The 12,675-nt window shown below is 54.0% G+C and carries 9 protein-coding genes, 3 tRNA genes and 1 pseudogene; 8 read left to right on the top strand and 5 right to left on the bottom strand.

Going from position 1 to position 12,675, the window contains the following annotated elements; translation table 11 throughout:
* The first annotated feature begins 244 nt into the window (after positions 1 to 244).
* Both epmA and DA718_RS26460 read left to right on the top strand, forming a co-directional pair.
* Positions 245 to 1,222: an elongation factor P--(R)-beta-lysine ligase gene (epmA, locus tag DA718_RS26465; protein ID WP_112216219.1), complete on the top strand. Its 978-nt coding sequence runs from the start codon at positions 245 to 247 to the stop codon at positions 1,220 to 1,222.
* A gap of 131 nt (positions 1,223 to 1,353) precedes the next feature.
* A pseudogene (locus tag DA718_RS26460) lies at positions 1,354 to 1,554 on the top strand (glutamate/gamma-aminobutyrate family transporter YjeM); the annotation flags it as partial.
* A 36-nt stretch (positions 1,555 to 1,590) separates the two neighbouring features.
* On the opposite strand, the gene mscM reads toward DA718_RS26460, so the two are convergent.
* The 3 genes from mscM to rsgA form a co-directional block, all read right to left on the bottom strand.
* Positions 1,591 to 4,917: a miniconductance mechanosensitive channel MscM gene (gene mscM / locus DA718_RS26455; RefSeq protein ID WP_112216218.1), complete on the bottom strand. Its 3,327-nt coding sequence runs from the start codon at positions 4,915 to 4,917 to the stop codon at positions 1,591 to 1,593.
* 24 nt (positions 4,918 to 4,941) lie between these two features.
* Positions 4,942 to 5,904 carry an archaetidylserine decarboxylase gene (gene asd / locus DA718_RS26450; protein WP_112216217.1) on the bottom strand — a complete coding sequence of 321 codons (963 nt, stop codon included), beginning with the start codon at positions 5,902 to 5,904 and terminating at the stop codon, positions 4,942 to 4,944.
* A gap of 94 nt (positions 5,905 to 5,998) precedes the next feature.
* Positions 5,999 to 7,057 (bottom strand): small ribosomal subunit biogenesis GTPase RsgA, encoded by a 1,059-nt coding sequence (rsgA, locus tag DA718_RS26445; protein ID WP_182235720.1) that lies wholly within the window; start codon positions 7,055 to 7,057, stop codon positions 5,999 to 6,001.
* A gap of 94 nt (positions 7,058 to 7,151) precedes the next feature.
* Here rsgA and orn point away from each other — a divergent pair, with 94 nt between their 5' ends.
* Positions 7,152 to 7,697, top strand: a complete 546-nt coding sequence (gene orn / locus DA718_RS26440) for an oligoribonuclease (RefSeq protein WP_112216216.1) — start codon at positions 7,152 to 7,154, stop codon at positions 7,695 to 7,697.
* Positions 7,698 to 7,738: 41 nt separating this feature from the next.
* Here orn and DA718_RS26435 read toward each other — a convergent pair whose 3' ends face one another.
* Positions 7,739 to 8,470, bottom strand: a complete 732-nt coding sequence (locus DA718_RS26435) for an arginine ABC transporter substrate-binding protein (RefSeq protein ID WP_112216215.1) — start codon at positions 8,468 to 8,470, stop codon at positions 7,739 to 7,741.
* Between the two features lie 286 nt (positions 8,471 to 8,756).
* Between DA718_RS26435 and DA718_RS26430 the strand changes: the two genes are divergently transcribed.
* The 3 genes from DA718_RS26430 (at position 8,757) to DA718_RS26420 (ending at position 9,273) form a co-directional block, all read left to right on the top strand.
* Positions 8,757 to 8,832: transfer RNA gene (locus DA718_RS26430), tRNA-Gly, on the top strand.
* A 145-nt stretch (positions 8,833 to 8,977) separates the two neighbouring features.
* Positions 8,978 to 9,053: transfer RNA gene (locus DA718_RS26425), tRNA-Gly, on the top strand.
* A 144-nt stretch (positions 9,054 to 9,197) separates the two neighbouring features.
* Positions 9,198 to 9,273 (top strand) — tRNA-Gly (locus DA718_RS26420).
* Positions 9,274 to 9,544: 271 nt separating this feature from the next.
* Here DA718_RS26420 and queG read toward each other — a convergent pair.
* Positions 9,545 to 10,684, bottom strand: coding sequence for a tRNA epoxyqueuosine(34) reductase QueG (queG, locus tag DA718_RS26415; protein WP_112216214.1), 1,140 nt, complete (start codon positions 10,682 to 10,684; stop codon positions 9,545 to 9,547).
* 13 nt (positions 10,685 to 10,697) lie between these two features.
* On the opposite strand from queG, the gene nnr reads away from it, so the two are divergent.
* The gene (gene nnr, locus DA718_RS26410) at positions 10,698 to 12,209 is read left to right on the top strand and encodes a bifunctional ADP-dependent NAD(P)H-hydrate dehydratase/NAD(P)H-hydrate epimerase (RefSeq protein WP_167492832.1); all 1,512 of its coding nucleotides are present in this window, start codon (positions 10,698 to 10,700) and stop codon (positions 12,207 to 12,209) included.
* Complete coding sequence (gene tsaE, locus DA718_RS26405; protein ID WP_112216212.1) at positions 12,202 to 12,663, top strand: tRNA (adenosine(37)-N6)-threonylcarbamoyltransferase complex ATPase subunit type 1 TsaE; 462 nt, start codon at positions 12,202 to 12,204, stop codon at positions 12,661 to 12,663. The genes nnr and tsaE overlap by 8 nt, the downstream gene beginning before the upstream one ends.
* Positions 12,664 to 12,675 lie beyond the last annotated feature (12 nt).

Genomic DNA, 12,675 nt, shown 5'->3' with positions numbered 1-12,675 from the left:
CGGGCTGGCGAAAATGTATCACTGCTCCTTTATGGGTAAGGAGTATAGCCGTAGGGTCAACAGGGAAAATTGACGTGTTCGATTTTTTTATCGATCTGTGCGGTGGTTTATTCATTTCTTTTATGCATTTCGGTTAACAACAAATATAACGATATGTAGTGGATTCGCGAATTCGCACAAAATTTGTTTCACCTGCCAGTTACGAGTAGACTTCGTGCCCTTGTTTCAAATCGGAGAAAGTACCATGAGCGAAACGGCAACCTGGCAGCCGAGCGCGTCCATTCCAAATCTGTTAAAACGTGCAGAGGTGATGACGGCAATTCGTCGTTTCTTTACCGACCGCGGCGTGTTGGAGGTGGAGACGCCCTGCATGAGTCAGGCGACGGTGACGGATATTCACATGGTCCCGTTTGAAACGCGTTTTGTTGGTCCCGGGCACTCTCAAGGGCTGAATTTGTACCTGATGACCAGTCCGGAATACCACATGAAGCGCCTGCTGGCCGCCGGTTGCGGCCCGGTGTTTCAGTTATGCCGTAGTTTTCGCAATGAAGAGATGGGGCGTCACCATAATCCTGAATTCACGATGTTGGAGTGGTATCGTCCATGCTATGACATGTACCGGTTGATTAACGAAGTCGACGATCTCTTGCAGCAGGTGCTGGACTGCCAGCCAGCGGAGAGCCTTTCTTATCAACAAGCTTTCCAGCGTCACCTGGAAATCGACCCGCTGTCGGCGGATAAAACGCAACTTCGTGAAGTGGCGGCGAAGCTGGATCTGAGCAATATTGCCGATACTGAAGAGGACCGGGATACGCTGCTCCAACTGCTCTTTGTCATGGGCGTTGAGCCGCATATTGGTAAAGATCGTCCGACCTTTATCTATCACTTCCCGGCAAGCCAGGCCTCGTTAGCGCAAATTAGCACCGAAGATCACCGCGTGGCAGAGCGTTTCGAGGTCTATTACAAGGGCATAGAGCTGGCAAACGGCTTTCACGAACTGACGGACGCGCGCGAACAACAACAGCGTTTTGAGCAGGATAACCGTAAGCGTGCGGCTCGTGGCTTGCCACAGCAGCCGATCGATCGCAACCTGCTGGCTGCCCTGGAGGCAGGACTGCCAGATTGCTCAGGCGTCGCGCTGGGTGTTGACCGCGTAGTGATGTTGGCGCTAGGTGCTGAAAGTATCGGCGATGTTATCTCCTTTACCGTCGACCGCGCCTGATTGTCCCCTTCGCTTCCCTTTTCACCATGAAGAGGGAAGCAGCCATATTCGGTGCGGATAAAACGCAGTCCTGGACCATTGCCGGGCTTACCTCCACGCAAACGGTCGGTATTCTTGCCGCGTGCTGAATGATGTTGGCGACTGCTGTTGTCGTGCTGGTGGTGACTTTTGCGAATTTCTTTACCGTGATTCAATCGGTGATGGGCGCAGGGGACTGGAGCAACGCGCTGTGGATGGTCGGTGGGCCGATTTTCTTTTCGCTGTTGGCGCTGGGGATTTATGAGAATTGCCGCCGACGTACGGCAGTATCGTTTGTGGTTTCCGCAGGCTAAGGCGCTGGCCTTGCCCGTTGTCGGGCAAGGCCATTCTTACAGACCGCCAGGCGCGCGGCTGGATTTCCCTGCTGATGTCAGCGCTCTGCTGCTCTTTCTGCCATCGATACTCTCCAGACGCATCTGGAACGGAGGGAACGGCATGTCGATACCATGTTCGCGGAAGCCCGCCAGAATCAGCTGATGCATCTCGTGACGCAACGGCATGCGGTGGCCCATTTCGGCGGCGAAAATACGCAGCTCGAAAATCTGGATCCCCTGCTGTAGGTCAACAAGGAAGGCTTCCGGTGCTGGGGTGTCGATGACTAACGAGCAGCGGTGCGCAGCGGTCAACAGGATCTGTGCGACCTCTTCAGTATTAGCGTCCACCGGCGCGGGAACGGTTAACACCACGCGCGTGACCGAATCAGACAGCGACCAGTTGATGAACTGTTCGGTAATGAACGCCTTGTTCGGCACAATAATCTCTTTGCGGTCCCAGTCGCTGATAGTGGTGGCGCGGGTATTAATGCGCGTCACGCTCCCTGTGAGATCGCGGATAGTCACCGTATCGCCAATACGTATCGGTTTTTCGAACAGGATAATCAGGCCGGAGATAAAGTTGGCGAAAATCTCTTGTAAGCCAAAACCGAGGCCGACACCGAGGGCGGCGATGAGCCACTGTAGCTTCGACCACTCAATCCCAATCATCGAGAAGCCGACCAGGCCACCGATCAGCATCAGCAGATATTTGGTAATGGTGGTGATGGCGTAGCCGGTTCCTGGCGTCAGCTCCAGGTGTTGAAGAATTGCCAGCTCCAGCAATGCGGGCAGGTTACGCACCAACTGCGTGGTGATAATCAGCACCAGAATGGCAATAAGCACCGCACCGAGAGTAATCGGCTCCAGGCTCTCAACACCCTGCACCGTAGAAGTCACGTCCCACAGAGAGATGTTTTCCAGGAAACCGAATGCGGAGTGGATTTCCGACCACAGGACGATGACCGACACCAGTGCGATCAGCATCAGCAGGGAGCGTACAAGGCGTAAAGACTGGGTACTGATGGCGTCGAGATCGATTTCGCTGACCTCGGCTTCCATTGAGCCTTCCGGGCTGCTGGTGTGCTGCACTTCTTCTTCGCCACGGGCACGTTGGGCGAGGATCTCCGCCCGTCGATGCTTCGCGCGATCGAACGCCAGGCGGCGGCGCTGAATTAGCATCCAGCGGCGGATGATGTGATAAACCACCAACAACAGGAACCAAATGGCGACTGAAGTTTCCAGCCTGGCGAGTAGCGCCTGTGAGGTAGCGAGATAGCCAACCGCAGCCGCCAGCATCGCGATCAGCGGCGCGCCGAGCAGCATATTCCATAGCAGCCGGTTCACCATATTGTCGCCGCTGCCTTCTTTATCGAGATACAGCGGTATTCCGGCGCGTTTCAGGCTCAGGGTGACCATCGCCAGCGCACCGCAAATCAGCATAAAGCAGAGGCGGCCGAGAGAAGCGGAAAACTCGCGATCGTTGAGGTTATCAAAGGTGATGAGCGCCATAATCAGCGGCACAATCAATCCGATACTCATCAGGTAGTAGCGCATTGCTTTGCTGACGCGGCTGCGCGGCCAGCCGAAGTGGGCGATAAACAGGCCGTTTGGGCGGGCGAAGGTGGCGCAAATCATTACCACCCACAGCAATGGCACCGTAGCGGTGACGCTATCGCCAATAGCTACCGCCAGCGGGAAAGGCCAGGCCGCCTGCAGGCCGTAGCCCAGCGTCATCCACAATACCGGCAGCGGCGAGGCCACCAGTATCGACCAGAAAACAGTGCGCAGCGTGAGCCAGAAGTGGTCCTGTGTGACCTTGCCGACCCGCGCGCTGGAGCGCTCAAGGAAGCTAGTGAAGTGACGGCGTGAGCTGATACTAAACCCGACCAGGATGAGCGCACCGAACAGCGGCAGTATCGTCTCTTTGCTGGTCAGCATCATCATGCTGGCTTTGCCGAGCTGGCTCATGGTGTCGAGTGAGATCAGGCGGCGTAAATCCTGAACTATCTCCAGCGGCCATGAAAAACCAATCGGGCTGACGTCGGAGGTCCAGAACAGATAGCGATGGGTGGCTTCGTTTATCTCTTTAAGCGCATCCTCTAGCTGGCCGTTAGCCACTTTCAGCTTGGTCAGTTCGAGCATGAGCGTATCGCCACCGCGCAGCAATGAGTTAAGTAGCTCAGTTTGCGTGCGCATCTGGGCTTGCAGAATGCGGTTTTGCTCGTTGGTTAGCGGTTCACCGTCCACCTGACGAATCTGCTTCAGCTGCGGCTGTTTTCCGAGCTGATCTTCATAGCGTAAGCGCTGAACACGCAGTTGCGCCATTTCTGTATCTAACTGTTGCGGGCGTGGTATTTCCGGTAGTCGTGCAACCTGGGCGCGCAAGGCTTCACCGAGCAAATTAGAAGAACCCAGCCATTGAGACTGCTCGCGCAGGGTGTTCAACGCCTGGCGCACCTGCAGGGTTTGATTGGTGGCCTGACGCTGCTGTGAGGCGATCAGATCCATGCGCTGGGCCTGCTGATTCAACGCCTGCGAAAGCTCGCGGTTAACCTTGAATTGGGTCACGATATCCGGCGGCAGGTTTTCGCTGTTTTCCGCCAGCAGTTCGGTGCTTTCCAGCGCTTTTTCCGCTTCGCGCTGCCGTTGGTTGTTAAGCTGATTGCGTAGCGCCTGTAGCCAGGCATCGAGCTGCTCACTCTGTTTCTGCGCCAGCTCGGAGCGCATCCGAGAAAGCTCCTGGCGGTTATTAGCGGAAAGCTGTGCCAGGTCCAGTTCATCAACCAGCGCTTTCAGACGTGCAGATTCCGCTTGTAGTCCGAGATTCTGCGCTTGTGCCAGCGGCGTATTGCTGTTTTGCGCACCAACCCGGCGTTCAACATCGTTTAATTGACGGCGGGCGTCGGTCTGCTGCTGCGGTAACTGGTTGAGTGAATCGGCGATATCACGGGCGCGATCCTGCTCCTGCTGCGCCTTACGACTGGCTTCCAGCAGCTGACTGCTGACCTGGAGAATCTCCTGGTTCAGGGCATCAGAGGAGAGAGTGGTTGAAACCTCGCGCGGCTCATCGCTCAGATTATTGAGCTGCGCGCGCAGGTTTTGCGACAGCTTGGGGAAGTTATCGATAACGTCCTGGTACTGACGAGCGCGCTCAAGGGAGGCATTACGTTCCTCAAGCGCGTTCAGGGCGGATTGCAGAACCTCAACGGTTTCAGGCTGGGCGGGTTTTGCCGCCTTCGCCTGCTCCAGTTCCTGCGCTATCTGTTTTGCATCCGGGGCGGTTGCTGCGTACGCCCCAAAACTGAGGCTCAAGGCCAACAGGAAAGTGTATATCAGGCGCACGGTGTAACCTTTTTCTCTCAGGAATTAACCTTCGTCTTGTTTATCGCTAACCAGCGGGCTGGCTGCGTGTTCGGCGCGGACTTCTTCTTCCGACGGCGGTGCAGGCTCAACGGGAGTGACGGCTTCAGGTGCGGTCGCCAGCGGCTGACCAATTTTGGTCACCGACAGGCTTTGTAATTGCTCAACCAGCTTCACCTGGCCTGGGGCAAACAGGTTAATCACCGTGGAGCCAAGCTTGAAGCGACCCATCTCCTGGCCTTTAAGCAGTGCGACAGATCCTTCGTTGTCACCGGCAGGCCAGGTCCAGCGTTTGATGATACCTTCGCGGGGCGGAGTCACGGTCCCGGACCAGACGGTTTCGATACTGCCGACGATAGTGGCACCCACCAGAATTTGCGCCATTGGGCCAAACTCAGTGTCAAACAGACAGATGACGCGCTCGTTGCGGGCAAAAAGATTTGGCACGTTTTGCGCGGTCAGATGGTTTACTGAGAACAGATCGCCTGGCACATAGATCATCTCGCGCAGAATACCGTTACACGGCATGTGAACGCGGTGGTAATCGCGCGGTGAAAGATAAGTGGTGACAAAGCTCCCGTTACGGAACAGGGCAGCCATCTGATAGTTACCGGCCAGCAGAGCTTCAAGGCTGTAGTTGTGGCCTTTGGCCTGCAGAATTTTATCTTCTTCAATGGCACCCAACTGGCTGATTACGCCATCAGCAGGCATCACCAGCACGCTCGGGTCGGTGTTTAATGGGCGCACATCATCGCGCAGCGGGCGAACGAAGAAGTCGTTAAAGGTGCGATAGTTGGCGGTATCAGGCTTTTGTGCCTCTTTCATATCGACCTTGTAGTATTTCACGAACAGATCGATGACCAGTTTTGTCAGCCAACCTGCTCGCTTGCGTGCACCCCAGCCTGCGAGGCGGGTGAGCCACAGTTTAGGCAGAATGTATTGCAGCGAAAGTTTAAGATCGTTTAACAAGGTAGCCTCCAGGCCATTATTTGTCGTTCCTGACCACCCGCATTAGCGAGGGTCTGAAAAAAGGGGGCGATTCTAACGATGCTCAGCTTAAATGTCAGTCATCGGTTGATGAAAAGCTTTTACGCGTTTTTACCTGTACCTGCGCCATGCTTTCCAAAATGCGGTGATAGTTTTCAAACCGGCTCTCTGCAATTGCGCCATTCTCTACCGCTTCGCGAATTGCGCAGCCTGGGTCGGTATCGTGTTTGCAGTCGCGATATTTGCAGCGGCCTAAATAGTCATGGAATTCGACAAAGCCGTGGGTAATTTGTTCCGCGTCGAGATGCCAGAGGCCGAACTCGCGTACGCCCGGGGAATCAATCACATCGCCGCCGTGCGGGAAGTGGTAAAGGCGCGCGGCAGTGGTGGTGTGCTGGCCCAGTCCCGAGTTGTCAGAGACATCATTGGTGAGGATTTCTTCCTGCAGGCCCAGGAGAGCATTCAGTAAACTGGATTTTCCCACCCCGGACTGCCCGGCAAAGATGCTGATTCGGTCAGTGAGCGCTTCTTCAAGCGGCTTCAGACCATCCTGAGTACGGCTGGAGACCATCAGTACGCGGTAACCTATCTTGCGGTAAACATCCATTTGCTCGTTGACGAAGGCCATGGCGTCTTCATCCAACAGATCTGTCTTATTGAGCACAATCAGCGGCTCAACGTTCAGCGTTTCGCAGGCGACGAGATAACGGTCGATAATATTCGGTGATAGCTCAGGCAAAATTGCTGAAACAATGACTATCTGATTGATATTGGCGGCGATGGGTTTCACACCGTCGTAGAAATCCGGGCGCGTCAGCACTGAGGTTCGTTCATGCACTGCTTCAACGATACCTTTAACGTTAACCCCTGCAGCTGCGCTTTTGCCTGGACGCCAGACGACGCGATCGCCAGTGACCAGCGAACGGATGGTGCGACGAATATTGCAGCGATGGACGCTACCGTCGGCGGATTCGACATCGGCATGCATACCAAAGCGGCTAATGACGATACCTTCGGATTTCTCGCCGAACAGATTGTCATCAAAATCGGCCTTCTCCGAAGTCGTTTTCAGGCGGCGCTGGTGGTTGGCCTTCACGCGGCGCTCTTGGCCTTTGGAGAGTTTATTTTTACTCAATCGAACTGGCTCCTGGTCGCCCTGTATGGGCAAAACCTCTATGATACACGCTATTTTAGATCAATATAGTTACGTAAGAAGGGTGGAAAATAACATGAGTGCAGATGAAAACAACCTGATTTGGATCGATCTTGAAATGACGGGACTGGATCCGGAGCGCGATCGCATCATTGAAATCGCCACCCTGGTGACCGACGCGAACCTGAACATCCTGGCGGAAGGGCCGACGATCGCAGTGCATCAGTCTGATGCGCAGCTGGCGTTGATGGATGAGTGGAACGTACGCACCCATACCGGTAGCGGGCTGGTGGAGCGCGTGAAAGCGAGCACTGAGGGCGATCGTGAAGCGGAACTGGCGACTATTGAATTCCTCAAACAGTGGGTGCCTGCGGGTAAATCACCGATTTGCGGTAACAGCATCGGCCAGGATCGTCGCTTTTTATTTAAATATATGCCGGAACTGGAAGCTTACTTCCACTATCGTTATCTGGACGTCAGCACGCTAAAAGAGCTGGCGCGTCGCTGGAAACCGGAAATTCTAGACGGCTTTAAGAAACAAGGGACCCATCAGGCGATGGACGATATCCGTGAGTCGGTGGCGGAACTGGCTTACTACCGTGAGCACTTTATTCAGCTCTGATATCTGTGCCGGGGCCGGAAATGCCCCGGCAATACTTTCTGCTATTTAAACCACTTCTGCTCCATTTCCAGGAATTCTGGCGACGCTTTAACGACGTCCAGTGCGGCATTGAGGTTATTCAGCAGCTCCGGGTCATCTTTGCGCACTGCAATGGCGAACTGCCTGCCGTAGTAGGCGGGATCCGTTGCGCGTTCATCCATGATGCCGTAATCAGGGTTATCCTGCTGCCATTTAGTTAGCGTTTCCTGATCGCCGATCACTCCGCTAATCACGCCTTCTTTCAGCGCGTTTAAGGCACTTTCGTCGCTCTCAAAAGGTACGGCATGTACGGCTTTTTGTTTGTCACGCAGGTAATGTTGATGAATAGTGCCTTTCACGACGCCGAGTTTTTTGTCTTTCAGATCGGTAAACGTGTGGGCTGCGTCCCTCGCTGTTACCACCACGCCGGATAGCTCCTGACGATAGGGATGGCTGAAAGCGACCTGCTTTTCTCGCATGGGAATCACTTCAATACCGGCAATAACGGCGTCGAATTTCTTAAAGCGCAGCGCCGGGATGAGCGTATCGAAGCTTTGGGGGGTAAATTTGCATTCAACCTGCATCTGCTTGCACAGCGCATTGGCCAGGTCGATATCAAAACCCGTGGGCTGATTTTTACCATTGACAGTTTCATACGGCGGATTGGCCGTCGTTGTCCCAAAATGTAGCGTTGTTGCCGATGCTGTTCCTGTAGCAAGCGTAGTCAGCAGCAGGACGGTAAGCGCTTTTTTCATTTTATTTCCCTGGTTGTCATCGTTGTTGACCGTCAGCGGGCGGTATCCGCCGATAAACTTGAGCGATTTTGCGCCTTTAGCGAAGCCGGAAAAAGTTATTTTGCCGCACGTGATGGTTATTTAGGCAATTTAAGAGTATGTCTGGTGATAAAGTGGTCACTTGAACCAAAAACAAAAAAAATTGCTCTCAGGGGGGTTGCAGGTAAATCGAATTCTCGTATAATGCGCCTCCCGTGACGAAGCAGAAATGCAAATCACGACGCTATAGAAATATGGCCAGAAGTATGCGGGAATAGCTCAGTTGGTAGAGCACGACCTTGCCAAGGTCGGGGTCGCGAGTTCGAGTCTCGTTTCCCGCTCCAAAAATTTGAAAAGTACCATCCTAATCACAGGACTTCGAGTTGCGGCAAGGCAGCAACTGAACGAATCTTTAGGAGCTTACTTAAGTAAGTGACTAAAGTAAGTGAAGGCGGCTAACGCAGAAGCAGCTTGAAAGACTAAGATTAAGCGGGAATAGCTCAGTTGGTAGAGCACGACCTTGCCAAGGTCGGGGTCGCGAGTTCGAGTCTCGTTTCCCGCTCCAAAATTTGAAAATCATCATCCTAATCACAGGATTTCGAGTTGCGGCAAGGCAGCAACTGAACGAATCTTTGGGAGCTTACTTAAGTAAGTGACTAAAGTGAGTGAAGGCAGCTAACGCAGAAGCAGCTTGAAAGACAAAGATTAAGCGGGAATAGCTCAGTTGGTAGAGCACGACCTTGCCAAGGTCGGGGTCGCGAGTTCGAGTCTCGTTTCCCGCTCCAAAATTTCTTCCGATACTCATTTTATCCACAGCGCAAAATCGCGCCGGGGATGATTTTCGTTGTACCCAGGAAAATACTGTGAACAGAGTTATCCACAGGTTAATCTTTTGCCATTAGTCGGAAAAATACTTCGTTATATAAATAGTATCTTCTTATTTTGTTGAAATATAAGAATAAAATTTCATTTCAAAGTGTTAATCCGATCACTTGACGAACGTCTGCATGTTGATACGCAATGTGTTTTTATTTTTATTCACACCCTGTGAATGAATCAGGCATCTCTTGGTAGCCCTTTTTCAACCACTCTGACCAGCCGCAGTTTCTTCGGCAACTGCACTTCAATCACGTTGGCATTTCTCTTCTCAATTTGCTGCGCAACCGCCCATTCAATGTGTTCGTCGAGAAGTGGGTGCTCACCTCGGCGGCTCTCCAGGGCCTGCAGATTAGCTTCATCCCAGGGGGCATTTCCCAATGCGACGGCGATATTACGTAGCCAGCGCAGATGACCAATACGGCGAATGGCCGATCCTTCCGTCACTTTTAAAAAATAAGGTTCGCTCCAGGCGAACAGCTCCAGTAGCGCAGGCGCATGGAGCGCTTTACGCGGACTGAAGTCATCTTCATCGGTTAACTGCGCAAAGCGGTTCCACGGGCAAATTAGCTGGCAGTCATCGCAGCCATAGATGCGGTTGCCGATCAGCGGGCGGAACTCTTCCGGGATTGCACCTTCCAGCTCGATGGTCAGATAGGAAATGCAGCGCCGGGCATCAACGGTATAAGGTTCAACGATGGCGCCGGTCGGGCAAATCGTCATGCAGGCAACACAACGCCCGCACTCTTCTTCGACGGGTTGGTCGATGGGCAGAGGGAGGTCAATAAGCAACTCACCGAGAAAGAAAAACGATCCAGCATCGCGACTGAGGATTAGTGAGTGCTTACCTGTCCAGCCAAGCCCCGCTTTTTCAGCTAAAGGACGCTCAAGAATCGGCGCGGAATCGACAAAAGGTCTAAAATTGAGCGAAGCATACTGTCCCTGAATCATCTCGCCTAGTTTTTTCAGGCGGTTACGTAGCAGCTTATGATAGTCCCGCCCAAGAGCATAGCGGCTAACGTAACCCAGGATGGGATCTTTCAGGGTGCGGGCGAAAGCGGCGTTAGCGGGCAGATAGTTCATTCTCACGCTAATCACGCGTAACGTACCGGGCTGGAGTTCGTGAGGGCGTGCGCGCATCATTCCATGGCGCGCCATCCACTCCATTTCGCCGTGGTATTGTTTATCCAGCCACGCCTGCAGTTTAGGTTCACTGGCGCTCAGGTCGGTATCGGTAATACCGACCTGCTGGAACCCCAACTCTGTGCCCCATTGTTTAATTTGTTGCGCTAACTGATTGAGATCGAGGGGCTGTGACATGATGGACCATACAATGACGAAAAACACCGACAGTATACCACACATCATCTGGTCGGCGGATGCGCTACGACTAGCGGAAAAAGAGGCGGCAGATACCCTCGGGATGACGTTATTTGAGCTGATGCGCCGTGCGGGCGAGGCGGCTTTCCATCTCGCTCGTGAAAAATATCCTGATAGTCAGCACTGGCTGATTCTTTGCGGTCACGGTAATAACGGCGGTGATGGCTATGTGGTGGCTCGCCTCGCGCATGCGCGAGGGATTCAGGTTACGCTGCTGGCGCTGGAGAGCGAGAAACCGCTGCCGGAAGAGGCTGGCATTGCGCGTGAAGAGTGGCTGAATGCGGGCGGCACGATTCATGCCGCCAATATTGACTGGCCAGAAGGAATCACTCTGATTATTGATGGTCTGCTCGGTACCGGGCTACAGAGCGCTCCGCGGGAAAACGTAGCGCAACTCATCGCATGCGCGAACGCATATCCGGCACCGGTTGTCGCGCTGGATATCCCCTCGGGGCTGAATGCGCAGACCGGTGCGACGCCGGGAGCGGTTATCAACGCCGCGCATACCATTACCTTTATCGCGCTTAAACCTGGGCTGCTAACCGGTAAAGCCCGCGATGTCGTGGGCAAGCTTCATCATCATGCTCTGGGGCTTGAGCGCTGGCTGGCTGGCGAGACGACGGCTCTTAGTCGATTCGATGCCTCACAGCTGTCCGGCTGGCTACCGCCGCGACGCCCCACATCACATAAAGGTGATCACGGTAAGCTGGTGATTATCGGCGGTGAACCGGGTACTGCGGGGGCTATCCGCATGACCGGTGAGGCGGCGCTGCGTGCGGGGGCGGGGTTAGTGCGAGTGTTAACTCACCAGGACAACGTCGTCCCCATTCTAACCGCCAGACCAGAGTTGATGGTCCACGAGCTGACGGCTCAGTCGCTGGAGGAAAGCTTGCAATGGGCCGATGTAGTGGCGATTGGACCAGGACTGGGCCAGAGCGAGTGGGGTAAAAAAGCGCTGCGTCAGACGCAGAACTTTCGTAAACCGATGGTCTGGGATGCGGATGCGCTGAACCTGCTGGCAATAAATCCCGATAAACGTCACAATCGCGTGCTAACGCCGCATCCCGGCGAAGCTGCCCGTTTGCTGAACACGAGTGTGGCAGAAATTGAAAGCGATCGCTTACATTCTGCACAACGTCTGGTAAAACGTTATGGTGGTGTTGTAGTGCTGAAAGGCGCAGGTACGATAGTCGCGAACGAATCAGGCGAGATGGGCATTATCGATGCGGGTAATGCCGGTATGGCCAGCGGTGGAATGGGCGATGTGCTGACCGGTATTATTGCCGCATTGTTAGGCCAGCGCCTGACGCCGTATGATGCCGCCTGCGCTGGATGCGTTGCTCATGGCGAAGCCGCCGATCTTTTGGCCGCCAGAAATGGCACTCGCGGAATGCTGGCGACCGATCTTTTTTCCACGCTCAGGCGTGTTGTTAACCCGGATGTGATTGACGTAGACCATGATTAACCGAGTGATTTCTTTACCCGACGAGCAGGCGACTTTAAACCTTGGCGACCGCATAGCGCAGGCGTGTACTGGTGCCACGGTTATCTATTTGTATGGCGATTTAGGTGCGGGTAAAACCACCTTTAGCCGCGGCTTTCTTCATGCGCTTGGCCATCGTGGTAATGTCAAAAGCCCAACCTATACGCTGGTCGAACCCTATAGTCTCGATAATCTGATGGTCTATCACTTTGACCTGTATCGCCTTGCGGATCCTGAGGAGCTCGAATTTATGGGGATTCGCGATTATTTTACTGATGATGCCATCTGCCTGGTGGAATGGCCGCAACAAGGCACAGGTGTACTGCCTGACCCGGATGTTGAAATTCACCTTGAATACCAGGCTCAAGGGCGGGAGGCACGCGTAACGGCTGTCTCCACATTGGGTGAGTCTCTATTGGCGCGTTTGGCTAATTAGCCTGAAGGACGA

It is taken from the genome of Klebsiella huaxiensis, from assembly GCF_003261575.2.
Classification (GTDB): domain Bacteria; phylum Pseudomonadota; class Gammaproteobacteria; order Enterobacterales; family Enterobacteriaceae; genus Klebsiella; species Klebsiella huaxiensis.
Note: the sequence above shows the minus strand (reverse complement) of the source record. Positions and strands in the feature narration are given on the sequence as shown.

Excerpts from the sequence above, each read along its gene's own strand:
- epmA (WP_112216219.1), top strand. The coding sequence starts at position 245 with ATGAGCGAAACGGCAACCTGGCAGCCGAGCGCGTCCATTCCAAATCTG.
- orn (WP_112216216.1), top strand. The coding sequence starts at position 7,152 with ATGAGTGCAGATGAAAACAACCTGATTTGGATCGATCTTGAAATGACG.
- DA718_RS26435 (WP_112216215.1), bottom strand. The coding sequence starts at position 8,470 with ATGAAAAAAGCGCTTACCGTCCTGCTGCTGACTACGCTTGCTACAGGA.
- queG (WP_112216214.1), bottom strand. The coding sequence starts at position 10,684 with ATGTCACAGCCCCTCGATCTCAATCAGTTAGCGCAACAAATTAAACAA.
- nnr (WP_167492832.1), top strand. The coding sequence starts at position 10,698 with ATGACGAAAAACACCGACAGTATACCACACATCATCTGGTCGGCGGAT.
- tsaE (WP_112216212.1), top strand. The coding sequence starts at position 12,202 with ATGATTAACCGAGTGATTTCTTTACCCGACGAGCAGGCGACTTTAAAC.